We start from the raw sequence: 25,615 nt of genomic DNA on the forward strand, positions 1-25,615 counted from the left end.
TAAGGTGGTTGCGGCCAAAAAAATCGCGGGATTATACCTCCTTTTTTTCGCCGCGCCACCCACAATAGCCCGATCGGGATCAACAAAAGTTTGAATATCAGTATAGATGACGAAAAAGCGGAGCCGGTTCACAAGCCGCTCGCAAACGTTTGCCTGCGCTGTTAGAATTGCCGCGCCTTATTCCGGAATCAACATCGGAAGCACAGTTTTCAAACCGCAAATCGTCGTGGGGAATCGCGCAGTGACCGACAAAACCTCTCTCAGCTATAAAGACGCAGGTGTCGATATCGATGCAGGCAACGCATTGGTAGATCGCATCAAAGGTGTAGTTAAACAGACCCGTCGCCCGGAAGTGATGGGCGGTCTGGGCGGGTTTGGCGCCCTGTGTGCGTTGCCGCAGAAATACCGCGAGCCGGTGCTGGTTTCCGGTACCGACGGCGTGGGCACCAAGCTGCGTCTGGCGATGGATCTGAAACGCCACGACACCATCGGCATCGATCTGGTGGCGATGTGCGTCAACGATCTGGTGGTTCAGGGCGCCGAGCCGCTGTTCTTCCTCGACTACTACGCAACCGGCAAGCTGGATGTGGGCACCGCGGCCAGCGTGATCACCGGCATCGCCGAGGGCTGCAAACAGTCCGGCTGTGCGCTGGTGGGCGGCGAAACCGCTGAAATGCCGGGCATGTACCACGGCGAAGACTACGACGTGGCCGGTTTCTGCGTCGGCGTGGTCGAAAAATCCGAGATCATTGACGGCAGCAAAGTGCAGTCCGGCGATGCGCTGATCGCCCTGGGCGCTTCCGGCCCGCACTCCAACGGCTACTCGCTGGTGCGCAAAATCCTGGAAGTGAGCAACACCGATCCGACCGCCACTCAGCTGGAAGGCAAACCGCTGGCCGACCACCTGCTGGCACCGACCAAGATTTACGTGAAGTCCGTGCTGGAGCTGATCGAGAAGGCTGACGTACACGCCATCGCTCACCTCACCGGCGGCGGCTTCTGGGAAAATATTCCACGCGTGCTGCCGGAAGGCATGCAGGCGGTGATCGACGAAGCCAGCTGGCAGTGGCCGGCGGTGTTCACCTGGCTGCAGCAGGCCGGTAACGTCAGCCGTCATGAAATGTACCGCACCTTCAACTGCGGCGTAGGCATGGTCATCGCCCTGCCGGAAGCCGAAGTGGAAGCGGCCATCGCGCTGCTGACCGCGGCAGGTGAAAAAGCGTGGAAAATCGGTAAACTGACCGCCTCTTCCGACGAACAACAAGTGGTCATCAACTGATGAAAAAGATCGTGGTGTTGGTCTCCGGCCAGGGGAGCAATCTCCAGGCGCTGATTGACGCCTGCCAGCAGGGCCGCATCGCCGCCGAAATCGTGGCGGTGTTCAGCAACAAGGCGCAGGCTTATGGCCTGCAACGCGCCGAAGCGGCGGGCATCGCCGCCCAGGCGCTGGATGCCAAGGCCTACGCCGATCGCACGGCGTTCGACGCCGCATTGGCGGACGCCATCGACCAGTACCAGCCCGATCTGGTGGTGCTGGCCGGCTACATGCGCATCCTCAGCCCGCAGTTCGTGCAGCGCTATGCCGGCCGCATGCTGAACATTCACCCTTCCCTGCTGCCGAAATACCCGGGTCTGCATACTCACCGTCAGGCCATCGACAACGGCGACAGCGAACACGGCACCTCAGTGCACTTCGTGACCGAACAGCTCGACGGCGGCCCGGTGATTTTACAGGCCAAGGTGCCGATTTTCACTGACGACGAGGAGGATGACGTGGTTGAACGGGTGCAAGCCCAGGAACACACGATCTATCCACTGGTGGTGAGCTGGTTCGTCGACGGCCGCCTGGCGATGCGCGACGGCGCCGCCTGGCTGGACGGCGAACGCCTGCCGGCGCAGGGCCACGCCGCCGACTGATGCGCGCAGCCTGAACCTTGCCTAAACGGCGCCCACGCGGCGCCGTTTTTTTTTCGCTGCCCGCCGCGATGGTTCCAAAAGGCTCGCTGCGCCGTGGCCAAACTGCCCGCTTTAGGGCCAACCCCGTCGTGAGCGCGTCCCAGTATGTCGCATCAATGCCCCGCCCGGAACGGAACGCATCACGGGCACCAAGCCAACTGTGGTTCCGCGCGCAATAATCCTTGTCAAAAAATAAAACCATTATAATACTTTCCACCCTAAACAATATTAGGTGAAATTTTTCAAAAAAGAATATATTTATCCCTTATACATAGTTTTAAATTAAATAAACTAACGTCAACCCCACGATTATTGTGAGCTTCGTTGCAATAACAGAAAACACCCCTGTCAATTGTAATGATGTGTTGCCGTTCTATTACAAGTATGTAAGAGTGTGTCTAACACGATAACTTAACATTACGTACATAGGATTCCTTTCATATTCGCAAGCGCCAGTCATATATGACGCCTTCAAATGCAAATAATTCAATATGAAAGAATTCAGTATCGCCGCTGCTTATTTTTATATAATTAGCGCGATATTAAAATTGATTTTTATTTTTCAGATAAATATTTAATGGGGAATATCCCATTGAGATGAATTCGTTTGAATATATTTCAACGATATGCAGCAGCTCGAATCATGTTATAGCTAACTCATCAATAAACTGATTAATAAGGATATTTATGCTTAATCATACCTCTCTGACTCGTCAATCCCACCGTTTCGATATTGTTCTCGACTCGCCTTCCATGCCCTCTGACGGCATTGATTTATTAGTCGAAGAACTGCCTGAAACGCTGCACTTTGCCAGCGATTGCGCCTCAACCGGCAGCAGCGTCAGCACCGCCTCTACAGCGGGCTGCGGCTGCATTGCAACGGCGAGCTGCATCGGCACAATGGGCAGCGTTACCAGTAGCGGCAGCTAAATCATTACCCACAACCGGTACAAGATACTGTGCCAGTTAGTTATCTGAAACTCTACTCACTGGCTTTAAACAATGAGCACGTACACTGACGCCACTTTAGATTTCGACAGCAGTCATAAGCCAACCCTGGATATATCCTGGGATCGCAAACGGCCGCTATTAGAGGTCGAGTCACTGAATAAGTTTTATGGTGACACGCAAGTTCTTCATGACATCTCGCTGCAAATCAAGCCGGGAGAAATCATTGGATTGGTCGGACCTAACGGTGCCGGCAAAACGACGCTCATGGAAACCTTGTACGGAGGACAGCCCTTTGAAGCCGGCTTGGTGCGTTTATTTGGCGAAGACGTTCGACAAGGGCTTAATCACGTCATCAAGCAACAGTTAGGCGTCGTTCCGCAATCCTTTAGTTTGCCTTCGCTGCTGCGCGTTGAAGAGATCATTTCGCTCTATCAGGTACTTTATACGGATGCGTTGTCGGTTAAGCAGTTATTGGACATTGTGGCGCTAAAAGCGCAGCGTAAAATGCGTTTCTCGCGGCTTTCAGGGGGGCAAAAAAGACGTTTGGTGTTGGCGCTGGCATTGGCCGGCAAACCCAAGCTTCTTTTGCTGGATGAACCCACCAGCGATCTTGACCCGCAAAGCCGACGCTATATTTGGCGGCACATTATTGCGAATTCTCGTCAATCTGGCACGGGCGTATTGATCGCCACTCACCAAATGGATGAGGCGGAGAATTTATGCGACCGGGTGATGATCATCAACCACGGCCGGTTGCTGGAGAATGCCAGCCCACAACAGCTTATTGAGCGTTATTGTCCTGGGCATCATATCCGATTCTCAGTGCCGTTGACGTCGGTTGACGAGTTCCTCGCGCTCTTCCCTGAGGCGACGCAGGAAAGCGATGAACATGATCAAACCTTCCGCCGCCTACATATTCCCACCCAAGAATTGGCACAGGTGTTACCGCAAGTGATTGCGTTATCACAACGATTGGGTTGTGAACCCGAACAAATGCAGGTAAGCAAAAACACCCTCGAGGATGTGTTCATTCATCTGACAGGCGAAGCATTAAGGGATTAACATGAGCCATAGCTGGCAGATTTATCGGCGCTTCTTCGGCGCCAACACCAAAGAATATTTACGCGATCCGCTATCAACCTTATTTTCTCTTGTATTGCCGTTATTTTTCATCTTTACCTTTGGCATAACGGCAAAAATTATTAATGGCAATCATCAACCGTTCTCCATGCAGGTGAGCGTTGTCGGAGACACGCCGGAAACAGAGGCTCTCTGGCTTAAATTGAACAATTATCCTGGCCTGGCCGTCCAGCGCCAGCTTCGAAGCGATCCGGAAGCGCTGGTGCGCGCGAATGAAGTGAACGCGGCGGTGAGTTGGGATGCAGTACAACAACGCCCTGCGATCACCACGACGGAATCCATGAGCTCCATCGCTCAACTGGTTTCCGCCGCACTCAATCAGCAACCGGCCGACGCCCAGCAGCCGATACGCTTCATTACGCTGAAAACTGAGCGTTTCAACTATTTTAGTTTTATCTTCCCGTCCTTGCTGACGCTGGCCCTGTTGCAAGTCGCCTTATTTGGCACGGCGACGCCGCTGATCGCCGCGCGAGAAAAAGGCACTTACCGCTATTACGGCGTCATTCCGTTGCCGCGCTGGATTCTGCTCGCATCACAGGTCAGCGTCCGCCTGGTGATATCACTGGTTCAGATCGCCCTGTTAATGCTCATTAGCAGTCTGGTCTTTGGCTTTACCCTTGAGCATCCCCTGCTGTTTATCGTGCTGCTCGTCGCCAGCGCACTGTTGCTGGTGAGCTTTGGGTATGCGCTGGCCGGCTTATTCCGCACGAATACCGTCGCGACAATCGCCCTGACCTTACTCAACTTTTGGTGCATGTGTTTCGGGCAATTGTTCCTCGATCTGAGCGCATTCCCGCCACTCAAATGGTTAATTTTGACGACGCCGGTCGGTTTTGTCGCCGATGCACTGCGATACGCCATGAATGGCAGCGAAGGCGTATTCCCCTTCTTCATTAACTGTATCGGCATGGCGATATGGGGTGTGATCACGCTGTTTGTCGGCGTTAAGTGGTTCCTTTTCCAGCCAAAACAATCTTAAAAAAAACAGGTACGCAAAGATGAAAAACAGATCGGCATCTTGGCATTTTTACAAGCTGTATATCGGTAGCCATCATGATGGAATGGACTTTCTGATCACCCAGGGATTGACCCAAGCACTGGCGTACGCTCCTGATTCTCCTTGGTTCTTCTTACGTTATATCGATGAAAAAGGATTACATTTACGCGTTCGTTTTCTGCTGCAGGAAAAGGACAGCCAGCGCCTGGAAACCGCCATTTACGCTGCGCTGCATGATGCGCTGAATAGCCTGCCGTTGCGCCCGGCCAACCTGTGGACGCCATTGGTCAGCTTCCGCGGCAACACGCCGTTTCCCACGCATGAACTCCCGGTCCATTGCGAACGCGCGGAATATGAGCCGGAAACGGACGTCTACGGGGGCGAAACGGGCATTGGCATCGCCGAAGCGCTGTTTCACCAATCCAGTGACATTGCCCGTGCCATATTGCTGGCCGAGGCAGGCGGCGGCATGACGCGCAAAGAGTTTGCGTTGCCTCTGATGCTGGCCATGTTGGAAACGTTCATTCCTGTTGCCCGGCGTTCCGCCTTCCTTGAAAGCTTCTCGACTTTCTGGCTGGCGGGCTCTGCGGATATCGGAATGATCAAAAACAGCTTTACCGATCGCGCATGGGAACTGATTGATGAAAACTCGGTTCTTCTGTCGCCGCAGATACGGCAAGACGCGCAAAGCGCCGAACTGGTGGATCGCTGGCAGTCTGCGCTAGACCAGACCCGGCGTAACTATGAACGCCATTGCGAACGATACAGTGACGGCCTCGCGAAAAATCTGGCATTCCAATTCATGCACCTAATGAACAATCGCCTTGGCTTAAGCACGCTGGATGAAGCCTGGCTGGCCGTGTTGCTAAGCAAAAGCCTGGAAAGCGGAGTTATTCATGCATCATCATAACTTTGCCGTTTCCGCGTCCATGCGCCAGAAATATCCGTTCATGTCGCTGCTCTCGCCGCTGACGGGCGTTGTCGGCAGCGTCTACCCGTTGGAACCGCAGGAGATGCATATCCCCCGCTTTTCGTCGGTTCTGGCCAGCCTGGGCAATCTGTCAATGCCATATCCCCATATCATTGACAATAAAGGCAACGACCTGCAAAAAATCGCGCTTGCCGGCTGCGGCGCCGATGAACACGTCGATATGGCGATCGTCCGCGCTGTCGCCGAAGCGGCAGAGCGATACGCCACCTGCGTCTACCATCCTCGCGATGTTTCGGTCGCCAGCTTCCGCGAACTCGGGGCTGACGGTTTGGCGGCCGACAGCCTGCCCCGTTGCAGCGAGGAGGAGCTCGCCGATCCGCTCTGCCCGGTCAAACCCATTGATGACGCCCAGCCGTTGCGCTGGGTGGAAGGTTACTCGTTGACGGACTCCCGCCCGCGCAAGATCCCGTTGATCATGTCGCATCTGTATGTGCGGCCCTGGGAAAGCGAGCGTTTCTGGTTGCCGATATCGACAGGCGTCGCGGCGCACACCGACCTCACCACCGCCACGGTAACCGCGATCAATGAAGTCATCGAACGCGATGCGATTGCCCTTACCTGGCTATTGCAAATGCCTTTAGCGCGCATCCGCTTCGATGAACCGGTACCGGATAGATTACAAGACAAGTTTTCACGCCTGGCGGCCAGTGGGCTGGAACAGCTGTTCTTCGATGCCACTACCGACATCGGCTGCCCGACAATCTACGGATTGCAGCTGCGCGACGGGCATCCGACCTCGGCCCAGTTCGTCAACTGCTCTACGGGGTTCGATCCCTGGGGCAGCTGCGGCAAGATTATCCGAGAAAGCGCCATGGGGCGTTCGGTACTCGAACATCAACTGCCGGTGCCGGACGATATACGCGATTTTATCGCTCTCGAACATGGCGCCATCTTCATGGGGCGAGCCGAACAGCGCTCCGCATTCGATTTTCTCACCGCCAGCGAGCGGCAGATGCCGATTAGCCGCCTGCAGGCCGGGCAACCGCAAACGCCGGCAGCACAGCTGAAAAAATTGGTGGCGCGTTTTCGTCAACTCAAGATGGACGTCGTGATAGCGGACATGACGACGGATGAACTGCGCGATGCCGGTTTACATGTGGTGCGCGCTGTCATCCCCGCCCTTTTGCCCATGACGGCATGCTATCGCGCCCGCTATCTCGGGCATCCGCGCCTACGGGAACAGCAGCAACGGTTGAGTGAACAATTAGGCAAAGCCGCCACGATAAATCCGTGGCCGCAACCTTTTGCCTGAAGGAGAGTGGTAATGATTATCGTCAGTGACACCGCGTTCGGCAATGACGTGGCCGATTATATGCACTGCCAGGAAGGGATCTCTCAACTGACATTGGCAACCGCACTGAACTATTCCTGGGCCGACAGCAAGGTTTCGTTCGTCGGGATCGCGCTATCCGGCGGCGCGCCGCTTAAGCTTGAACAGCTCACCACGCAGCTGTTTCGCGCCGGGATCCCTCACGCTTGCACCGTGTTGAACGACCATATGCTGTTTTGCGGCCCCCTAGTCATCCCAGGCCGAACCGCCTGTTATGCCTGTGCGGCGAAGCGCCTGCTCAGCCTCGCCGAAACGCCGCGTACGGCAATGATGGATTTGAACCTGCAGCGATATCATGAACAGCAGCCGCAGAACGCATTGCGCGGATATACGCCGGCGCTGGTGCTGATGGCTGGATTACGGTTAAAGCAGTATGCGCAGCTCCCCGAAGACCAATTCGGCAAACTGACCGCCGTGAGCTTTGGCAGCAATCGCACCGCGAGCAGTTCCGTGGTGGCGTTACACGGCTGCAGCTGCCGTGAAAACCGGCATATTTCGCAGGCTCAGGGCACGGCCTTGTTGGCCGAACACCTGGAAGGAGCCTTACGCTAATGAAAGCCACTCATATGTCGACCGTCTTGTCGGGCGCACAGTTTAGCCACCATAACGATCTTTACGCTTTGCTGCCCAAGCGCCCCAAATTAATTCCGGAACTGATTTTCATTCCTGAAAGCGATACCCGCGTAGCCGTGTATGGCGCCTATCAGCCGCGCATCCTGACCTGCGTTCAGGGGATAAACACGCTGGCGGTCTTCCTCGAGCGCCTCGATGGCGTCAACGTGCTGGAAAGCGTGCTGACCGACGACGCGACCATGAGCCGCGAGAATGCCCTGGGCATGCTGTCCTTACTGTTTCGCTATGGCTTCCTTGAAGAAGGTGAAGGCCTGGATGACGGCGCCCCAAGCCATTTGGCAAGCTATTGCGGCCGCTTTGTCGACAATACCCGCCTGCACGCCAACCGCACTGCGGCGCTGCAGTCCGCCCGCCGCCGCAGGCTCGCCCTGGTTTGCCCGGAAGATGTGTCATCGCTGCTGCAACACGCGTTGGCGCCTATGGCCGCCAGCATTGACGTTCTGACCGAGCGCCCAACGTCCAGCGCCCTCCCCTGGGATGATGCACTGATCATTTTTGACGGCAGCGAGTCCGACGTTTTCCGCCAGGCATGCGCCGATGGGTTGCACCAGGCCGGCGTGCGTTATCTGAGCTGCATTATTGGCGCGGATCGCACGCTGGTGGGCCCTTATACCCTCCCGAACATCAGCGCCAGTTATCAATGCGCACGCACGCAATGTGAGCAGCCATCGCCCGCCAACGATCGGCAAGAGGTGGCGTTCCGCGCCGTCTATGCCGCCCATGAGCTGGGGCAAATTCTGCTCGGGCTGTCCTCTGAAAGCTACCTCAACAAGGTCGTTTCCCATAGCCATCGGGGCGAGGGGGAGTACACCTTAGCCTATAAGGTCGCCCGCATTCCCGGTACCGCGCTAAGCGGTTTAGGCCATGCCGCCTATCTGCCGCCGGGGGAAGAGGCATTTACTGCCTGGCAGCACCATATCGGCACACGCTTGCCGCCGCAGGGCTTGTTGCCACCGCGTTCGCATCAGATGCACTTCACGCTGGATAACCTCAACCGCCACGCCTCAAGGCCGGTCAGGCTGCATGGGCAGCAGCATATCAACCTGCCCGACAGCGCATTGGCGGAGCGCTGTCCGCCGCCCTGGCGAATGTCGGCAATGCCGTCACAACCGTTGACACTGGCCAATCTGGGCTGGTTGCTGCGCCACGCCACGGGTTATCAAAAAGGTGAAGACGGCACATTACGCCGCATCGCGCCCAGCGGTGGGCAACTGCTCTCGTGCGATATGTTTGTGGTCGTCCGCCGGCCGCTGCCGGAGATACCTTGCGGGGCCTGGTTCTATCTCGGTGAAAAGCACCAGCTCGTCAGGATTGACGGCATTGACTGCCAGCAATTGGAACACTTGCTCCAGCATCCCGAAGAGCCGATTTCACTCATTATCAGCGGCAACCTGAACCGCGTGCGCGGCAAATATAACGACTTCAGCTATAACATCGTTAACCTTGACGCTGGAGTGGTTAATCAATATTGCGCGCTTTCCGCGCGCGCGGCGGGCTGGACGCTGAGAGAAGATCATGGCGTCGACCTGCAATGGTTGGCGTCATTGCTCTTCTTCACGCAACAGGATAACCCCCATATCCTCTGCCAGGTCTTGCATGTGCAAGCGCCCCCGTCACAGGGTGAGCCGTGCCCTGCTCCACTTTATGAAACGGCGAGCAGCCTGGTCGCCGTTAGCCACCGCCCACGGCCGGCCGCCGCGCCAGCGTCGCCCACGCCCGCTGCTCTTTCATCACTGGCGACTGTGCACCGCGATGAGCCGCTCTCCGCGTTGCTGGAGCGCCGCAGGGCGACGTATGACTATGCCGATAGCCCGTTCCCGGAAACCTGGCTGAATACCCTGATCGCCGTCGCGCATGCCGGTCTTGAACAAAGCCGCCTGCGCGGGATGCCGGCGTTGCCAATGGAACCCTGGATATTGCTGCCGGAAGCCAGCGGCGAACTTGCCGCGGGCATTTATCAGTGCAGTCAGGCAGATCGCCGTTACTGGCGGAAACGGGATAGCGGGTTTGGCCGCGCACATTTGGCTGATTGCATCAATCAATTAGCGTTCCATAAAGCCGGCGCGTTGCTGATGTGGGTTGCCGATCTTGAAAAGACCCTGCATGACCATGGCGCGGCGGGATACCGCATGCAGCTGCAAAACGCCGCGGCAAGCGCGATGCAGTGCTGGTTGGCGGCGCTGGACTGCGGCTTGACCGGAACGCTGGCGGGAGGCGTGATCGAAGAAGGGCTCATTCGCCACGCGGGCGCCGACGGCTATCGCGAGGCGCCGCTGTTCTGTCTAGTGCTGGCGTCCCCTCCGCCGGCAGAGGGTGTTTAACATGCCGCCTGCATCCCCCCTGTTGCGTTTAAACGAGGATGTGAAACTGATCTCTCCGCAGGCGAATGTGGCGCTGTTGCTGCAAGAAAACAGTAATGCGCCGTTAAAGCTGAGTGGGTTTTCTGCCCGGCTTGCCCAACAGTTGCAAGGGGGCAGCTCCATGGCGGCCCTCCTGGCGGAGCTGGCAGAACACCACCCGAACGCAACGCCCGAACAGTGCCAACAGGCGCTGTCCGCGTTTCTGCTGCGGTTGAAACAGGCGAATATGATCGTTGATGGCGCGCAAAAGCCGCCTGCGGCGGCGAAAGTGGCCGGGCGATATCAGCTGCCTAACCCCGATCGCGCCGCACATAAAATCGCCACCGTGCTGCGGGTTGTCCCGCGCGGGTTAGGTTACGGCCTGCTGAGCCTCGCGATTGCCGCTGCCTTGTGGCGTTTCATCGCGTGTTTGCCAGGGCTAAACGCCTGGCTGCTGCAGGGCGAATGGGCCAGCGTCCAGCTGATGGTGATGCTTGTCGGCATACCGTTATGGCTGTTTTTGCATGAAATGGCGCATGCCGTCGTTTGCCGTCTTTACGGCTGCCCGGTTCTGGGGGCAGGTCTGCAATTTCGCGGCTGGTGGCTGCCCTCCGTGTTTGTCAACACCAGCGCCATCGCGCTATTCCCACTGCGCGGCATGAAGGCCTGGGTGGCGATGGCAGGGCCATTGATGGATCTCTTGTGTCTGGGAGCGCTCGCGGCGCTGAGTGAAAGCGCCGTCGCCACCGCGATACGGCCGTTACTGCTGTTGATACTGTTCGGCCTGCTTTTCAATCTCACCCCTTTTCGGCTTTCGGATGCCACGCGGGCATTTCGCGCTTTTGCCCAACCCGGCGCCAATAAGAAAACCCGCGAGTGGTCTGCCCGAGGCCGCCGCCTATTCCGCAGTTATTGCCTGCTTTACAGCCTCTGCATGGCGGCGGCGATGGGTTGGTTAAGCTTCGTGAGTTGGCAGAAGGTGAATAACTGGTTGGCATCTGGAGTATTATCATGACGTTACCCGCGCAGCCTTTGTTGCTCGTCGCCCCTTTTATCATGCTGCGCACCGCAGGCCTGCCGGCGCACTATGTCAGCCAACTTCCGGATGATTTATCCGCGATTATCCGGCAACACCACTTGCAGGAGCCGGCCTGGCGGCAACTCGGGCAGGCGCTTATCGCCAGGCTGCATGCGAATATCGCATTACCCTCGGCGGACAGCGTTCGCCAGGATATGATTCGCTGTCGCCGCCATATCTTCAACGATCGCTATTTCAACCTGTCTGCCGAAGTGCGCGCCTGGTTGGCGCATTACGACTCAGCCGCTCTGGAGCAACTGACCGAATGGTTGGCGATAGCGAATGAGCGCCGGCAGTTGGCGGCAACCTTTAACCAACGCTGGCAGCGTGTCAACGAACAGACGCAGGCCTTGTTGCTCAAAGCCGCCAACGAACCGGCTCTGCGCCGGGCGCTCTGCCTTGCCTCCCCGCAGTTGCTTTGCGATCTGGAACAAAATTGGCAGAGTTGGCCGGCCAAACGGCGCCGGCGCGTAGAGCGCTCCTTGTTTGCCTACATGATTCGAGCGGCGGGCAAAGTCAGCCCATTCAGCACCTTTTCCTCTTTTAGCCTGGTCCCGTTTGAAAGCTCGGCCGGCGAAGCCACTCTGCAAACCGGTGAAGGCAAGGTGACCTCGACCGTACACCTCAACCGCTCCATCGCATTAGCCTTGCGCGACGCGCTGTATACGCAGCTCTGGTTGGCGAAACATGATCTGCCGCTGTGCCGTAACCCCTCCTTGCAACGCATTTCCGCCAGCCAGATGCGCGGCCATTTCTATCGCTATGAGAAACGCCACGGTTTGTTATGGAACGAAGAGCAGCAATTTGTCCTGGGCCTGGAGGCAGCGGAAATCGACGCCGTTCTGAGCGCCAGCCACCAGCAAAGCTGGAGCGAGTGGCGAGCGCATTTCGAACTGGCCGGGATGGCCCCGCCCGAAGCGGAAAGACTGCTGAGAAAGCTGGTGCGCAAGGACGTCTTGCGCCCAACATTACAGTGGGGAACGCATCATCCTGCCCCTCTGGCCGATGTTTTGGCGCTGATGCCGGCGGAGCTCTCCAGCGACGCTCTGCGCAACCTGCCCGAACTGCCCGAACGCTTTGGTGCGGCAGAAAACGCGGAGCGCGTTGCGCTGCTTGAGCAGGCTCAACAGACGATTCAACAGAGCTGGGAGCGGCTGACCCGCCATCAGATGCCCGAAATTCGCAATATTTTATATGAAGACGCCTGGCGGGAAGGGATCAGGATGACATTGCCTGACGCTTTCATTCCCAATGTACTTGCCCGCGTAGCGAAAGCGGTGGCCAAACGCGCCACGTTGTCGCAGGAGTACCTCTGGCTGCTGCAGAACTTTATCGACAAATACGGCGCAGGTGGCCACTGCACCGATGTCTCATTGTTTTTGCAGCAGAGCTGGCAGGGATTTATTCAATTCACCCAACAACGTATCTCGCAGTCCGCCGCCACAACGGCCCGCTGGCGGCAGCACAATATCAATCCCGCCGCCCTGAAGCTGCCGGTAACGCTCTTCCTGCAATTGGATGCCCGTCATGTGGGGCAGCTAGCGCATCCCCGGGGCAAAGTGGTCATCAACAATGCGTATTCGCGTATCGGCTGGCAGTTGGCACGCACCACATTGACCAACGACAGCCAGGCCGACGACAGGCGCCATCAGTTGCAAAACTGGCTGCGCCAGTTCGCCGCGCCGGCGCTGCCATTAACCTTCAGCGTCAGCGGCGAGTCCAGCAATCTCCAGGCTCAGGCCCGCCTGGCGGCTCATCATCTGTGCCTGGATGAGCCGCCTCAGGTTGCCGGCGACCTGACGCTCGACCGGCTCCAACTGCATCATGATACGCAGAGCGGCCTGCTGAAGCTGACGGACAACCAGGGACAAGCGTTCCAATTATGTTACCTCGGCGCGGCGACGCCGATGGTGGCCTGGGGAACCAAATACCTGCTTACCGTACTGGCCGAACCGGTGCAGATTGGCCGCCCCGCCTACAAGCGATTGATGGCCAATGAGCTGGATCATGACTTCCGCCATGCCCCGCGCATGGAGGAGGAAGACTGTGTCCTGATCCGTGAAACCTGGTGGGTCCGCTCTTCCCGCATTTTCCATGAGCTGTCCGGGCATCAGGCGGCGGAGCATCCGGCGCGCCTGTTGGCATTGTTACTGAAGAACGGCATTCCGACAGACAGCTATGTGAACGGGCAATTCAACGATCATCTTAGCTGGCAGTCATTTAACAACGACAAGATTCGCAAGCCGATGTGGTGCAGGCTGGGCAATTCACATTGCCTTGACCAATTGCTGCTACTGGCGCGAAAAGTTGACTGGTTAGTCTTCCGAGAGGCTCTCCCGTCACCGGAAAACAGTTGGATGGAAGTGAAGAATGAAACCTATCTCACTGAAATACACACTGAGATGGTCATCCCTGGCGATTACCTCGACGCCTCTCTTATGTCCCCTCTGAAGGAGAAATCCCATGCATAAAGTATCAGGCTTGCTGCTTATTATCGGCCTCGTCATGTTCGCTGTCGCCCTGGCCCTCAATATCTACAGTAGCTACACGGCGAGCAACGCCAACGGTGCGTCATTGTTCTCCACCAACTGGTGGGCGCGCTGGTTCCCACTTTACGCTTCGGGAGCCGCTCTGCTCTTCATTGGTGTGATCTTGCGTCTGACAGTAGGGGATCGTTAAGCATCTATGCGTTCCCCATCTTCAGAGGCACCGCGCAACGCCGCCCGCCAGCAGGCGTTGCACCTGCTGAACTCGCCTCATACTCCGCCGCGCGGGCGGCCATGGCGCAAAGCGGCGCTCGTCGGAGCGATTGCGCTGGCGTTAGCCTTAGGTCTCGTTGCCGGCAGGGCATGGTTTACCCAGCCAGCAGCGGCCGAGCGCGCCAGCGCCGCCGAGCCTCAGGCCAACACCGCAGCACCTGTCGAGCCAGCGCCCCCTGCGGCGGCCGCATCTGCAGTCACGGCCGCAGGATTCATCAAGGCCTCGCGCCTCTCCACCGTTTCGGCAGAGATTACGGGAACGGTGCAAGAGATTTATGTGCAACGCGGGGACAAGGTAAAAAAAGGCGAGCGATTGGCATCACTCGACGGGCGTTCGCTAAGAGCGCAGCTTGCGTCGCTCCAGGCCAGCCAGCAAATCGCGGCGGGCAAACTCGCGCAGACAGAGTCCCGCCTGCCGCGCGCGCGCAATCAGCTGCAGCGATTGAACCGTTTGTTGCCGCTCAACTATGTGAGCCAGGATGATGTCGACAGCGCCAAAGCGGAGTTGGATTCGTTCGAGGCGCAGCGCCGCCAATATCAGGCAGAATTACAACAAGTGGGCTGGCAGATAAAAGCCAGTGAAATCGACCTGTTGCGTACGATTATCCGCGCGCCCTTCGACGGCCAGGTGGTGTCGTTAGACGCCTCCCCGGGGGAAACGGTCTCGCCCATTTCCGCCGGCGGCGGTTTCACCCGCACGGGGATCGCCACCATTGTCGGTTTGGATGATTTTGATGCCGAAGTTTGGCTGCCCGAAAGCCAGCTGGCGAAAGTCGCGCCCCAACAACGAGTGACAATCAAGCCGGATGGCCTCCCCGATCGACAGATTTCAGGCACCGTCAGCCTTATCTCTTCGGTGGTGGATGAGCAACGCGCGGCGGTTTTAGTCATTATCAAGCTCGCTCAGCAACAGCCCTGGCTGAAACATAATATGTCAATTCAGGTAGATTTTTATGAATAAAACGGCAACCGCGCCGAGCGATCCGGTCGTACAACTGCAACAGGCCGGCAAAGACTATAAAAAAGGGCGCGAGCACATCACGGTATTGCACGATCTTGATTTTAGCCTGCACGGCGGCGAGATGGTCAGCATCATGGGGCCATCCGGCTCAGGGAAATCGACGCTGCTCAATCTGATCTCCGGCGTTAATGTCTGCGATCGGGGCGAGGTATTTTTGCAAGGGCATTCGCTGCATCGGCTGCGATCTGAAGAACGCACCTCGCTGCGAGCCCGCCATATTGGCTTCGTCTTTCAGTTTTATAACCTGTTGCCCGTGCTCAGCGCCGAAGAGAATGTCGCCCTCCCCCTGCACCTTTGGCATATGGACGCCAAACAGCGCCGGCAACGCGTCGACGCCGCGCTGGAGCTGGTTCAGATGGAACACCGGCGCCGCCACTTGCCGGATGAACTCTCCGGAGGAGAGCGCCAACGCGTGGCCATTGCGCGTGCGATAGTCACTAATCCGGATCTGCTGCTGTGCGATGAGCCTACCGGCGATCTCAGCCAGGAGGCGGGGGAGGAAATTATGGATATTATGACGCTACTGAGCCGGGAGCAGGGCAAGGCTATCATCGTCGTGACGCATGATATTCAGGTCGCCGCGCGGGCACAGCGCCAATTCCAACTCAGGGACGGCAAGCTGATCCGTAGGGATATGCCATGAGAGCCGTGTTTTACCTCTGGTTGTGGCGCTCCGCCACTGAGCAGTCGAGAAGATTTATCATGATCTTGCTGTTTATCGCCAGCGGCGTCATGTTGCTGCTGCTCATGCTGACCTTTGATCGCGCCTTCAGCTTAAAGGCAAGCGATCCGCCCGGCGCAGACAACCGGCTACTGGTGCTGAATGCACTCAGTTCCCAAATGCTGCTGCCGCAGTTTTATCATCAGAAAATGAGTCAACTGCCGGCGTTGGATCGGCTGAGCTGGGGAGTTTGGGTCGGTGCTTACTATCGCCACCCCGGATGGTTCGTGCCCGCTATCGCGGTAGAAGACCAACACTACTTCGCCATGATCCCCTCTTTAAAAATAGCGCCGGGCTTACTGGAGCGTTGGCAGAATGACCGGCAAGGCGTGCTGGTCGACAGCCGTTTTGCGGCGCAATATCGCTTAAAAGCGGGCGATCGGCTGCCGCTTTCATCCGCGATTTGGAAGCTCGCGCCTAACCCCATTCTCGATCTTTACATTACTGGCATCGTTGAAGAAACCCAAACCGACACCCCTCCCGCGGTCTGGATGCATTATGACTACCTCGACAGCGTGAGACAAAATGGCAAGCGGCTGGTGAGTTTTTTTATGGCGACCCCTAAACCCGGCATGTCTGCCGAGAACCTCTCCCGGCAGATTGATGCCCTGTTTGGCGCGGAGCGGTTGCGCGGCACCACGCAGACAGCCCCCGTACGCATGCATATAAAATTGTTTATGAGTAAATTGTTCGATTTCCATCGCGTGATTTTTTGGGTCAATCTGGCGCTGTGCCTGTTATTGGCGCTGCTGCTCAGCACCAACTTCTATGTCATGACGCATAAAGCCTTGAGCGACTACCGCACCCTTAATTATCTGGGTTTTCGCAAATCACAGTTGATTAAAGCGGTTGCCGTGCAACTCGGCGCCATCACCTTGGCGGGTGCCATCGTGGGCATAGTGTTGTCGGTTATTTTTATCCTGCTGTTGCCGACGCTGTTCCCCGCCGTATTAAACGCCGTTGAGCCGCATTTCCAGGATTATGCCATCGGCCTCCTGCTGGTCTTTATTTTATCCCTGGTCTGCGCATTGCCCTCCCTCTTGCAAATCGCTCGCCTGCAGGAGGAGAGAAAATGAACCCGCGTTCATCCTCGAAAATCCACCAGCTCGGGATATTGCTGGGCATTGGATTACGCAACCTGTGGCGGCGGCCGCTTTATTTCACCGCGATTCTATCCAGCTTCATTTTTCTCGCGGTCATTGTGACATCGTTATTTTCACTGCGCGCAGGGCTGATCGGCGCGCTGGAGTCGAGTGCGGAACCCGGCCTGTATTTTGCGCAAAAGAAAGACTCCTCTTCCGAACTGACCAGCACGATAACGCGAACGCAGGCGGCGCAACTTTCGCGCTTGCCCGGCCTTGTTGCGGCTTCGCCGGAGTGGGTTGTCCTGGTGCGGCTCCGCCCAGACAACGTGGAGAAAGAGTATCTGGTGCGCGGCGTAACGCCGGCGGCATTCACGCTGATGAACGCGAACAACGGGCAACCGCTGGTCACCCTCACCCGCGGCAGAGCATTTCAGCCGGGGCAAAATGAGCTCGTCGTCGGCGCGTCATTGGCGCGGCATTATCCGGCGTTCCACGTGGGCGAGACCATACGCCTGCACGACCGCGATTGGAAAATCGTCGGTGAATTTACCACCGGCGGTTCGCCGCGGCAGTCCGAGTTCATGGCCGATCTGGAACATATCCGCACCAGCTGGGGCGCGGGACTCGATTACAACCTGGTGGCATTGACCAGCAATGTCACCTCTGTCGAGCAACTGCAACAAGCCATCCAGGGGACGCTCAATGACCGAGTCGCCATTAGCGACAGCCGAACCTACTATGCCGGCAGCAGCGAAGGGTTGGGCCAGGTGCTGCTGTGGTTCGGCCTGTTATTTTCATTGCTGGCGGGGGTGTCGGTGACTGCGGGCATCATCGCGCTGTGTGAATCGCTCATTGCCAACCAACAAGACCAGCTGGCAATAACGCTGCTGCTGGGATTCGGCAGGGTTATTGATGTGTCTTATCTCTGCCAAACCCTCTTGCTGGGCCTGGCAGGCTCTTCCATTGGCGCCTTGTTGAGCATGTTGCTGTTCAACGGCATCACGTTCACCACGTTTGGCCACGCGCATGAGCTGGTGTTCCCCATGATGGTCAGCGGAAAAATGCAGATGATCAGTATCGCTTATGGCGTATTCATCAGCTTTATCGCCTCACTGTTTGTGCTGCCGGCCATTCGCGCAGCGACAAAGGGAAAATAATGCCGGGCGCAACAGAGAGCCGGCGAAAAGCAAGCCGCGCGTCGCCGCCGGGGTGCGGCCCAATAGCGATTAAAAAATGATAGCTACTTAATTTATTGCGGTATGCCCGGCGAAACGCGGCAGAAGATTTTGCGATGACCTTGGCGATAAGGGCAAGGCAATTTCCCCCGCCGGTCATTGTCGCCAACGAAGAGCGCAGGGCATTCATTGAATGAAATCGCGCTAGGTGAAAAACCCAAAGCACTGAATATCAATTACACAGAGATATTGATTTGATTTTGCAGGCCAAAAGAAAATGGAAAGCCTGGTGACAAGGCACTTGAGTACCACTCCAGAACAGGAGCCAGAGAAAAAATGAATGATTCATCCCTTAATAATACCCCCCTGGCGGACACCCAGCAGGGCGTATGGTACGCATCGCAAGCGAGCCACTCTTCCAAACTCTATGCGACGGCGCAAGCCCTGCGCCTGCACGGTGAAATTAATCGGACATTATTGCTCAACGCCATCGAACTGGCTCTGCAGGATATTGAGGTGCTCAACCACCGTTTCCTCGATATCGATGGCACTCCGTCTTTCGGCATCCGCCAGCCTGCTGGCCGCGTGACCGTCTGCGATCTCAGCCATCACGCAGACCCGGAGGCGCTCGCCTGGCGCGCGATGGAACAGATAACGCAACGGGAACAGGGACCGGAGAATTTACATCTTCATGAACATCAGCTGTATGTTTTGAATGAACGCGAAGCGATATGGTTTTCCCGAATACACCATATCGCTTTCGACGCCTACGCCTATTCCCTGCTCCACCGCCGTGCGGGGGAGCATTACCGAGCGCTGTTGCAAGGAACGCCGCCTCTCCCCAGCCGCTTTGTCAAACTGACCACGCTCTGCCAGGACGACGTCCTCTACAGGCAGAGCGCGCAATATGCGGACGATCACCGCTACTGGATGCAGCGCTGCGCGCAGTTGCCTGCGCCGACCTTTCTGGGTGCGCCAGCGCAAGCCATGGCCGAGCACACGTTGGAAGTCGAGACCGTTATCGATACCGAGCTGGCGCTAGCCCTGGGCAGCTTCTACCAAAGCAGCGGGATCGCGTTATCCGACATCTTGCTCAGCGCGTTCGCCAGCTATTTCTCCCGCTGTCAGTCGGGCGAGCGGCAACTGTTGTTCGGCCTGCCCTGCATGGGGCGGCTTGATACTTATGGCGCCCAGGCGGCGGTCACACGCAGCAATATCCTGCCGCTTCTGCTGGATTTGCCGCAACACGCGCACTTTCGCGACGTTTGCGCCACCGTCGCCCGCAGCCGGCGCGAGCTGCTCGCGCACCAGCGCTACCGCGGAGAATGGATCGGCCGAGCCATCGGCAGGGTAGGCGATACTCTGCCCCTTTACGGCATCGAACTGAACATCTTGCCTCCGCCTGCGACGCTCGATTTTGCGGAGCTAAGCGCCACGGTCAAACATATCGCCACCGGCCCCGTACGCGATCTTAACCTCCACCTGGAACTGGGTACGGACCTGCAACCGCGCCGCCTGCGTCTTATCGCCAATGCCGCGCGCCATCATCACGCAGAGCTGCAATTGCATGTGCGGCGGCTGTTGCATTGGATCATGCAGTTGGTTGCGGCGCCGACCCTTCCGCTGCAACAACTGACGCTGCCAGCACCGGCGGAACTGGCGTTAATCGCGCAATGGAACGACACCGCCCAGCCGTTACCCGCCAACACGATCCTCGGCCTGTTCCTCAAACAGGCTCAAGCCACTCCGCATCAGCTAGCCGTGCTCGACGAAAACGAACGGCTGAGCTATTCGGCGCTGGAACTGCGCTCACGGCGGTGCGCGCATGCCCTTGAACGCCATCTGCAAGGCGCTCGCGGCCAGGTGATCGCCGTCACACTTGAACGCAGCGTAGCCTTAGAAGTGGTTCTGCTGGCCATTATGCGTGCCGGCGCCACGCTATTGCCGCTGTCGCCCGAACTGCCGACGCGGCGACAGCAAAAGATGCTCGAGCAGGCCAATGCGGCATTGCTGATAGCCGATCGCGCCGATGACGACAGGTTGCCGGACAGCGTTCCCCGGCTCGATCTCGCCGCGCTGTACTCACTAGCCGCCCATCAGGGCGACGCGGCATTGCCGCTCGTCACGCGGCAAAGCGGCGCAGATCCGGCTTATATTCTGTTCACCTCCGGTTCCAGCGGCGCCCCAAAAGGGGTGATCGTGAGCCATCTTGCCTTGGCCAATCGCCTGCAATGGATGCAGGCCGAATATCCTCTCGGAACGCAGGATCGCGTGCTGCAGAAAACGCCGGCCACCTTTGATGTGTCGATTTGGGAGTTTTTCTGGCCGCTGATCGGGGGCGCAACCTTGGTGATGGCGCGGCCCGGCGGCCATACCGATCCGGCGTACCTGCTGAATTGCATCGTGCAGCATCGCATCACAACGCTGCACTTTGTTCCATCGATGCTGGCGCTGTTTCTCGACGCCGTCGAACGCAGGCCCGAACCGCTGCCGCTGCTCAGGGTATTCGCCAGCGGGGAAGCCTTGTCGCCGGAGCTGGCCCAACGGCAGCGGACATTGCTGACGGCGCCTTTGCATAATCTTTACGGCCCGACGGAGGCCGCCATTGATGTCACTTACCACGCGCTGAGCTGCAGCGACGAGAAGCGCAGCGTGCCTATCGGCCGCCCCATTTGGAATACGCGCATCCACGTGCTGGATCCCTTCGGCAACACCACCCCCATTGGCATCGAAGGGGAATTGCACATTGAGGGCATTTGTCTCGCTGACGGCTATGCGGGCCAACCCGAGCTGACGGCAGAACGGTTTTTCGCCACGGCGGACGGCAAGCGCCTTTACCGCACGGGAGACCTGGCGCGCTGGCGCCCGAATGGCGAAATAGACTATTTGGGGCGGCTGGATCACCAGATAAAAATACACGGGCAGCGTATTGAGCTGGAGGAAATTGACGCGGTTCTCAATCGACATCCGCAGGTGCTCCAGTCCTGCGCCAACATGCATGACGGGCGCATTGTCGCCTATGTCGTGGCCAGCGGCGCCGAGGCCGATGAAAAAGCCTTACTAGCGCTCTGCCGGGAATATCTCCCTGCCTACATGCTGCCGCAGTGCCTGGTGTTTCTCTCCGAACTGCCGCTCAGCCGCAATGGCAAACTGGATAGAAAAGCGCTGCCCGCTCCGCAAAGCCCGCAATCACAGGGCGGTGGCATTCCCTCCTCCCTGACGGAGCAACGGCTGTGCGAATATTTTGCCGATGCGCTGCGCCTGCCTGCCGTGGCGCCTGAAGCCAACTTCTTCGAACTGGGAGGCAACTCGCTGAGCGCCGTTGATGTCGCCGCCCGCATTAACGCCGGCCTGGGTTGGCAAATCACCATCGCCAGTATCTTTGCTCATCCTTCAGCCCGGGCGCTGGCCGAACAAGGCCAGCACTCAGCGCCGGATATGCTCGATGCCACACTGCTGCTGCGCCCTGGCGCCGGCGCTTCGCAAAACGCGCTGCCGACGCTGTTTTGCATCCATCCGGCCGGTGGCATCGCCTGGTGTTACAGCGGCCTGGCGCGTTTTCTCAAAACGCCGTGTGAAATCGTCGGCTTGCAAGCTCAAGGCCTGACGCCGGGCAGCAATATCACCCGAACGATGGATGAAATGGCCGCAGAATATGCCAGGCGCATACGCGCCCATCAGCCCGAGGGGCCTTACTGGATCATCGGGTGGTCGGTTGGCGGCATGATCGCCCACAATGTCGCCATCCACCTAGAGCAACAAGATCAGCAGGTCGAATTGCTGGCGATGATGGATGCCTATCCCAGCGATCTGTGGCGACGCTTCGCTTTTGAAACGCTCAATGGCGAAGAGGAGGAGAGCCTGGCGCTGGCCGCCCTGTTGTTCATTGCGGGCATCGCCTTGCCCTTCGATCAAGAATTGCCTTCGCTGGTCGTGCCGAAAGGCGAGATCCTGCAACGCGCGGAAACAATCGCCCTGTTGCGAAAACACGGCAGCGCCCTGGCCAGTCTGGATGACGGCACGCTCGACCGCTTGATTGACGTGGTGATTAATAGCCGCCGCCTGGTCGGCCAGTCGGAACACGGCCACTTCTACGGTAATTTGCTGTTCTTCACGGCAGCAGCGCCGCGCGCAGAAGACTGGTTGGATTTGGAGGCCTGGCGCCCCTATGTACATGGACGAATACAAAATATCGACATCGACTGCGATCACCCCGCGATGGCCAGGGCGGAAGCATTGCGCGATATCGCCGGGCATCTGGACGCCGCTTTTGCTCGTTTCGCGCAGCGCACGTCCGTATCAGAACTGAACTACACCATAGAGTACATCACCCAATGAGCGATTCTTTTTTACTTAAGGACCTGGCGGAAAATTTAGTGCCTTTCACGGCACACCGGGTTACGTCCTCTCTCATTTGGTCCGCCGAAGAAAAGGCAGACGGCGAAGCGCTGCACGCCGCGTGCAGCTATCTGGTCACTCCCGATACGCCAGGCGCCGTCAAAGTTTTCCACGCGGAACGTTACGGCGGAGGCGGTATTCAACGTAACGGCGGCGGCGCCCGCTGCGGTTTTGATGGCCGTTACCAGGTGAAAGGAATCGGTGCTAATCCGCTGGTCGGGCAAGGTTCGGATTGGTATCACTCCAATGGCGAACTGCGCGCCGAACAGGCGATCTATGAAGCCCTATGGAGCGAAATGCTGGCGCAGACGTTGCCTTATGGCGCCGCGCGCACCCACGCGATTTTGCTCACCGACAGCTATACCCATGGGGATTTCACCCGCACAAAGGGCCGCTCTCGCCGCGCCCTTCTGGTTCGCGAGCCCCTGGTCCGCCCGGCACATTTTGAACGAACGCCCTACTTCCGGCCCAAAGCGGAATATGCAGGGCAGCTCATGCATGACGTTCAACGGGTTAAATCCGTGCTTCGCCGCCTGCCGGACTATTTGCCGGTCCCCACCGCGGGCTTCAGCGAACAGGCCGCTCGCGATCCGCGGCGCCGCTGCCTTGAGGGGATGTATGAGCTCACCAAACGTCTGGCTCGGCAAATGGCGTTTTGCCGCACCCGCTTCCTGATGTTGACCACCTCATCCTCCAACATCACCATGGACGGTAGGGTATTGGATTTTAACGGGCTAACCTGTTTATTCCCCAGCGATCATCGTTACGATTTCGAATACCAGCTCAAGTTTGCACAATTGATGAGAGAACCGGCAATCATTCAGAACAGCCTATCCGAGCTGTGCTTCTACCTTGGGAAGTACCTGTTTGATCGGCCTTTCATTGCCATCGCCCAGCAACAGGTAAAAACCTATTTCTGGCATTTTTTTCAGCAGGCCTGTTGCCGCGGCTATTTGACGCTACTGGGCATTCCCATCGACCTGCTCTCACCGGCGGAGACGCCAAAACCCTTAGAGAGGCTGGCAAACAGTTTCCTGCAGCTGCTTATCCACCGTTGCCGAAAGCTCTATGTCTCAGCGGAAATGGCGGGAGACGAATCGCCGCTGGAACGTTTGGTCGTGACCTTGATTCGCTGCAGCCAAGGGCACCCCGTCCCCACGCATGACGATTTCTCACGGGATGCGCGTTTTATGGGCACCCTGCGCGCTTTCTCGCAGGTCAATCATTGGTTGGTCGAAACCTGCCGCGCCCAGGGAATCGATGCCACCGTTATTCAGAAAGGCATGGCGCAACAGGCTCGCCTCAGGCTGCGGCCCCGCCCCCAGTGCGGGAAAATACAGATGCTCAACGAAATCACGGCTCTGGTGGAGGCCAATGGTGATGACGACCAACGCTTGCGGCAACTGTTAACCGACATGCGGATAAAGGCGGTGGCCTTCGCCAAAGAAACCTTTGGCGGGCAGCCGCTTGTCATCCCCTCCAGGAGAAATGAACCAGCATGACGCTCTATATTCGAGAAACCGCCGGCGGCCAAGATCAATGGTCAGACTATGAGCAGCTTGGTTTTGCCGTGAGCTGCATGTTACATCACCGAAATTACAGCCTTCATCCGATAAAAAGCGTTCAAGAGCGCTTGATATTTGCCATACAGCACGGGCAGATCAAGTTTCTTTTCGACACCAATGACCAACCGCTGGCCTATGTTCTCTGGGCCTGTCTGACGGAGGACACCGAAACGCAATTGCAACGCGATCCGGGGTTCCCACTTCACCCTTCCGAATGGAATGAGGGAGACAGGATATGGCTGCTCGATTTTTGTTGCAGGCCCGGTTTCGCACCTCAGGCAATCAAGCGCTTCAACAAGCTCAAACCCTGGGGAGAGGGCCAGGTGCGCTGGCAGAACAGAAAGAGAAAGGTAATGACGCTGGCCTGATCCGCACGGCCCGCTCCTTAAATAAAACGAATGGAGAGCCCCTCGATGGACGGATTTGTACTCATGGCGATCAAACGAATCGCGGTAGAAACGGCATTTTTCTGTGAAGGCCCCTATGACAGCGATAACGGATTTGAGCGTCTGATGGCCTGTAAAACCCGCAGCGACTTGAACAGTAGCGCGTTTGGTGATGTCTTCCTGCATTCGTTTCTTCGCGGCAAAAGCGTGGAAGAAATAAAAAGCGTTGTCCTAAATTCGGCAATTCAATTGATTGTTGCGATTAAAAAAGTATCGGCGGAAATCGCCGAACAAATTTTATTGCAGACTCCATTGCCACCAGAGGCCATAAGTGTCGCCAGGCCAGCTAATACCTGCACCGTCTGAAGTCTGAACCTTGCCTAAACGGCGCCCACGCGGCGCCGTTTTTTTTCGCCTTCATCCATTCTGTGAAGTTATACTTTGCACAATTTCACGGCACAGAGGAGCCCACATGTCCAGCACTGCCAGCGTCAGGTTACGCCCATTGGAACGGGACGATCTGTCGTTCGTCCACCAGATGGACAACAACGCCAGCGTTATGCGCTATTGGTTTGAAGAACCCTACGAAGCCTTTGTCGAACTTTCCGATCTCTACGACAAACACATCCACGATCAGAGCGAGCGCCGCTTTATCATCGAGCACGAAGGCGCCAAGGTCGGCCTGGTGGAACTGGTGGAGATCGATCACATCCACCGCCGCGCAGAATTCCAGATCATCATCGATCCCGCCCACCAGGGCAAAGGCTACGCCAGCACCGCCGCCCGCCTGGCGATGGACTACGGCTTCTCGGTGCTGAACCTGTACAAGCTGTACCTGATCGTCGACAAGGAGAACCCGAAGGCGATCCACATCTACAGCAAGCTGGGCTTTAACGTGGAAGGCGAGCTGATCGACGAGTTCTTCGTCAACGGCGAATACCGCACCGTGCTGCGCATGTGCATCTTCCAGCCGCAATATCTGGCGAAGTTCAAAACGCCGGGCGATAAGCCGCTGGTGAAGTGACGGTCTGCGAGAAAAAAGAGAAAACCCGCGCTGGCGGGTTTTTTATTGGCGAATAACCGGCTAGTA

At 57.5% G+C, this 25,615-nt stretch carries 21 protein-coding genes; all 21 read left to right on the top strand.

The genetic code is table 11. From position 1 onward, the window contains the following. Nucleotides 1-241 precede the first annotated feature (241 nt). Nucleotides 242-1,279, top strand: a complete 1,038-nt coding sequence (gene purM, locus EDY99_RS15070) for a phosphoribosylformylglycinamidine cyclo-ligase (protein WP_123061887.1) — start codon at nucleotides 242-244, stop codon at nucleotides 1,277-1,279. Then, a complete protein-coding gene (gene purN, locus EDY99_RS15075; protein WP_089195058.1) occupies nucleotides 1,279-1,917 on the top strand; it encodes a phosphoribosylglycinamide formyltransferase in 639 nt (212 codons plus the stop codon). The genes purM and purN overlap by 1 nt, the downstream gene beginning before the upstream one ends. A gap of 726 nt (nucleotides 1,918-2,643) precedes the next feature. Continuing rightward, a complete protein-coding gene (locus EDY99_RS24640; RefSeq protein ID WP_127897176.1) occupies nucleotides 2,644-2,886 on the top strand; it encodes a hypothetical protein in 243 nt (80 codons plus the stop codon). 72 nt (nucleotides 2,887-2,958) lie between these two features. After that, a complete protein-coding gene (locus EDY99_RS15080) occupies nucleotides 2,959-3,969 on the top strand; it encodes an ABC transporter ATP-binding protein (protein WP_050594439.1) in 1,011 nt (336 codons plus the stop codon). A gap of 1 nt (nucleotide 3,970) precedes the next feature. Continuing rightward, a complete protein-coding gene (locus tag EDY99_RS15085) occupies nucleotides 3,971-5,026 on the top strand; it encodes an ABC transporter permease (RefSeq protein WP_046687618.1) in 1,056 nt (351 codons plus the stop codon). A gap of 19 nt (nucleotides 5,027-5,045) precedes the next feature. Further along, nucleotides 5,046-5,954 (top strand): thiopeptide-type bacteriocin biosynthesis protein, encoded by a 909-nt coding sequence (locus EDY99_RS15090; protein ID WP_071841623.1) that lies wholly within the window; start codon nucleotides 5,046-5,048, stop codon nucleotides 5,952-5,954. Beyond that, nucleotides 5,941-7,287: a YcaO-like family protein gene (locus EDY99_RS15095; protein ID WP_050594440.1), complete on the top strand. Its 1,347-nt coding sequence runs from the start codon at nucleotides 5,941-5,943 to the stop codon at nucleotides 7,285-7,287. Before EDY99_RS15090 ends, EDY99_RS15095 begins: the two co-directional genes overlap by 14 nt. Before the next feature lie 12 nt (nucleotides 7,288-7,299). After that, complete coding sequence (locus EDY99_RS15100; RefSeq protein ID WP_089197316.1) at nucleotides 7,300-7,917, top strand: hypothetical protein; 618 nt, start codon at nucleotides 7,300-7,302, stop codon at nucleotides 7,915-7,917. Continuing rightward, nucleotides 7,917-10,319: a nitroreductase family protein gene (locus EDY99_RS15105; protein ID WP_060660375.1), complete on the top strand. Its 2,403-nt coding sequence runs from the start codon at nucleotides 7,917-7,919 to the stop codon at nucleotides 10,317-10,319. Before EDY99_RS15100 ends, EDY99_RS15105 begins: the two co-directional genes overlap by 1 nt. A 1-nt stretch (nucleotide 10,320) precedes the next feature. Continuing rightward, the gene (locus EDY99_RS15110; protein ID WP_033644028.1) at nucleotides 10,321-11,352 is read left to right on the top strand and encodes a PqqD family peptide modification chaperone; all 1,032 of its coding nucleotides are present in this window, start codon (nucleotides 10,321-10,323) and stop codon (nucleotides 11,350-11,352) included. Beyond that, a complete protein-coding gene (locus tag EDY99_RS15115) occupies nucleotides 11,349-13,886 on the top strand; it encodes a lantibiotic dehydratase (RefSeq protein ID WP_069101082.1) in 2,538 nt (845 codons plus the stop codon). The genes EDY99_RS15110 and EDY99_RS15115 overlap by 4 nt, the downstream gene beginning before the upstream one ends. Next, on the top strand, nucleotides 13,879-14,094 hold the full coding sequence (locus EDY99_RS15120) for a hypothetical protein (protein WP_033644030.1): 216 nt from the start codon (nucleotides 13,879-13,881) through the stop codon (nucleotides 14,092-14,094). The genes EDY99_RS15115 and EDY99_RS15120 overlap by 8 nt, the downstream gene beginning before the upstream one ends. A gap of 6 nt (nucleotides 14,095-14,100) precedes the next feature. Next, nucleotides 14,101-15,135, top strand: a complete 1,035-nt coding sequence (locus EDY99_RS15125; protein WP_072055784.1) for an efflux RND transporter periplasmic adaptor subunit — start codon at nucleotides 14,101-14,103, stop codon at nucleotides 15,133-15,135. Continuing rightward, nucleotides 15,128-15,838, top strand: a complete 711-nt coding sequence (locus EDY99_RS15130) for an ABC transporter ATP-binding protein (RefSeq protein WP_123061888.1) — start codon at nucleotides 15,128-15,130, stop codon at nucleotides 15,836-15,838. The genes EDY99_RS15125 and EDY99_RS15130 overlap by 8 nt, the downstream gene beginning before the upstream one ends. Nucleotides 15,839-15,897: 59 nt before the next feature. Then, nucleotides 15,898-16,992: an ABC transporter permease gene (locus EDY99_RS15135; protein ID WP_033644034.1), complete on the top strand. Its 1,095-nt coding sequence runs from the start codon at nucleotides 15,898-15,900 to the stop codon at nucleotides 16,990-16,992. Next, nucleotides 16,989-18,158: an ABC transporter permease gene (locus EDY99_RS15140; RefSeq protein WP_123061889.1), complete on the top strand. Its 1,170-nt coding sequence runs from the start codon at nucleotides 16,989-16,991 to the stop codon at nucleotides 18,156-18,158. The genes EDY99_RS15135 and EDY99_RS15140 overlap by 4 nt, the downstream gene beginning before the upstream one ends. A 354-nt stretch (nucleotides 18,159-18,512) precedes the next feature. Next, nucleotides 18,513-22,514: a non-ribosomal peptide synthetase gene (locus EDY99_RS15145; protein WP_046687623.1), complete on the top strand. Its 4,002-nt coding sequence runs from the start codon at nucleotides 18,513-18,515 to the stop codon at nucleotides 22,512-22,514. After that, nucleotides 22,511-24,076, top strand: coding sequence for a hypothetical protein (locus EDY99_RS15150; protein WP_047025625.1), 1,566 nt, complete (start codon nucleotides 22,511-22,513; stop codon nucleotides 24,074-24,076). The genes EDY99_RS15145 and EDY99_RS15150 overlap by 4 nt, the downstream gene beginning before the upstream one ends. Further along, a complete protein-coding gene (locus tag EDY99_RS15155; protein ID WP_033644038.1) occupies nucleotides 24,073-24,507 on the top strand; it encodes a toxin-activating lysine-acyltransferase in 435 nt (144 codons plus the stop codon). Before EDY99_RS15150 ends, EDY99_RS15155 begins: the two co-directional genes overlap by 4 nt. Before the next feature lie 45 nt (nucleotides 24,508-24,552). Continuing rightward, complete coding sequence (locus EDY99_RS15160; protein WP_044030693.1) at nucleotides 24,553-24,891, top strand: hypothetical protein; 339 nt, start codon at nucleotides 24,553-24,555, stop codon at nucleotides 24,889-24,891. A gap of 106 nt (nucleotides 24,892-24,997) precedes the next feature. Then, nucleotides 24,998-25,549 (top strand): spermidine N1-acetyltransferase, encoded by a 552-nt coding sequence (gene speG / locus EDY99_RS15165; RefSeq protein ID WP_033644040.1) that lies wholly within the window; start codon nucleotides 24,998-25,000, stop codon nucleotides 25,547-25,549. Nucleotides 25,550-25,615: the final 66 nt, after the last annotated feature.

Origin of the sequence: Serratia sp. LS-1 (assembly GCF_003719595.1) — a bacterium.
In the GTDB taxonomy this organism is placed as follows: Bacteria; Pseudomonadota; Gammaproteobacteria; order Enterobacterales; family Enterobacteriaceae; genus Serratia; species Serratia ureilytica.

Bases quoted from the DNA above. Each gene is read 5' to 3' on its own strand.
- purN (WP_089195058.1), top strand. From the start codon at position 1,279: ATGAAAAAGATCGTGGTGTTGGTCTCCGGCCAGGGGAGCAATCTCCAG.
- EDY99_RS24640 (WP_127897176.1), top strand. From the start codon at position 2,644: ATGCTTAATCATACCTCTCTGACTCGTCAATCCCACCGTTTCGATATT.
- EDY99_RS15080 (WP_050594439.1), top strand. From the start codon at position 2,959: ATGAGCACGTACACTGACGCCACTTTAGATTTCGACAGCAGTCATAAG.
- EDY99_RS15085 (WP_046687618.1), top strand. From the start codon at position 3,971: ATGAGCCATAGCTGGCAGATTTATCGGCGCTTCTTCGGCGCCAACACC.
- EDY99_RS15090 (WP_071841623.1), top strand. From the start codon at position 5,046: ATGAAAAACAGATCGGCATCTTGGCATTTTTACAAGCTGTATATCGGT.
- EDY99_RS15095 (WP_050594440.1), top strand. From the start codon at position 5,941: ATGCATCATCATAACTTTGCCGTTTCCGCGTCCATGCGCCAGAAATAT.
- EDY99_RS15100 (WP_089197316.1), top strand. From the start codon at position 7,300: ATGATTATCGTCAGTGACACCGCGTTCGGCAATGACGTGGCCGATTAT.
- EDY99_RS15105 (WP_060660375.1), top strand. From the start codon at position 7,917: ATGAAAGCCACTCATATGTCGACCGTCTTGTCGGGCGCACAGTTTAGC.
- EDY99_RS15110 (WP_033644028.1), top strand. From the start codon at position 10,321: ATGCCGCCTGCATCCCCCCTGTTGCGTTTAAACGAGGATGTGAAACTG.
- EDY99_RS15115 (WP_069101082.1), top strand. From the start codon at position 11,349: ATGACGTTACCCGCGCAGCCTTTGTTGCTCGTCGCCCCTTTTATCATG.
- EDY99_RS15120 (WP_033644030.1), top strand. From the start codon at position 13,879: ATGCATAAAGTATCAGGCTTGCTGCTTATTATCGGCCTCGTCATGTTC.
- EDY99_RS15125 (WP_072055784.1), top strand. From the start codon at position 14,101: ATGCGTTCCCCATCTTCAGAGGCACCGCGCAACGCCGCCCGCCAGCAG.
- EDY99_RS15130 (WP_123061888.1), top strand. From the start codon at position 15,128: ATGAATAAAACGGCAACCGCGCCGAGCGATCCGGTCGTACAACTGCAA.
- EDY99_RS15135 (WP_033644034.1), top strand. From the start codon at position 15,898: ATGATCTTGCTGTTTATCGCCAGCGGCGTCATGTTGCTGCTGCTCATG.
- EDY99_RS15140 (WP_123061889.1), top strand. From the start codon at position 16,989: ATGAACCCGCGTTCATCCTCGAAAATCCACCAGCTCGGGATATTGCTG.
- EDY99_RS15145 (WP_046687623.1), top strand. From the start codon at position 18,513: ATGAATGATTCATCCCTTAATAATACCCCCCTGGCGGACACCCAGCAG.
- EDY99_RS15150 (WP_047025625.1), top strand. From the start codon at position 22,511: ATGAGCGATTCTTTTTTACTTAAGGACCTGGCGGAAAATTTAGTGCCT.
- EDY99_RS15155 (WP_033644038.1), top strand. From the start codon at position 24,073: ATGACGCTCTATATTCGAGAAACCGCCGGCGGCCAAGATCAATGGTCA.
- EDY99_RS15160 (WP_044030693.1), top strand. From the start codon at position 24,553: ATGGACGGATTTGTACTCATGGCGATCAAACGAATCGCGGTAGAAACG.
- speG (WP_033644040.1), top strand. From the start codon at position 24,998: ATGTCCAGCACTGCCAGCGTCAGGTTACGCCCATTGGAACGGGACGAT.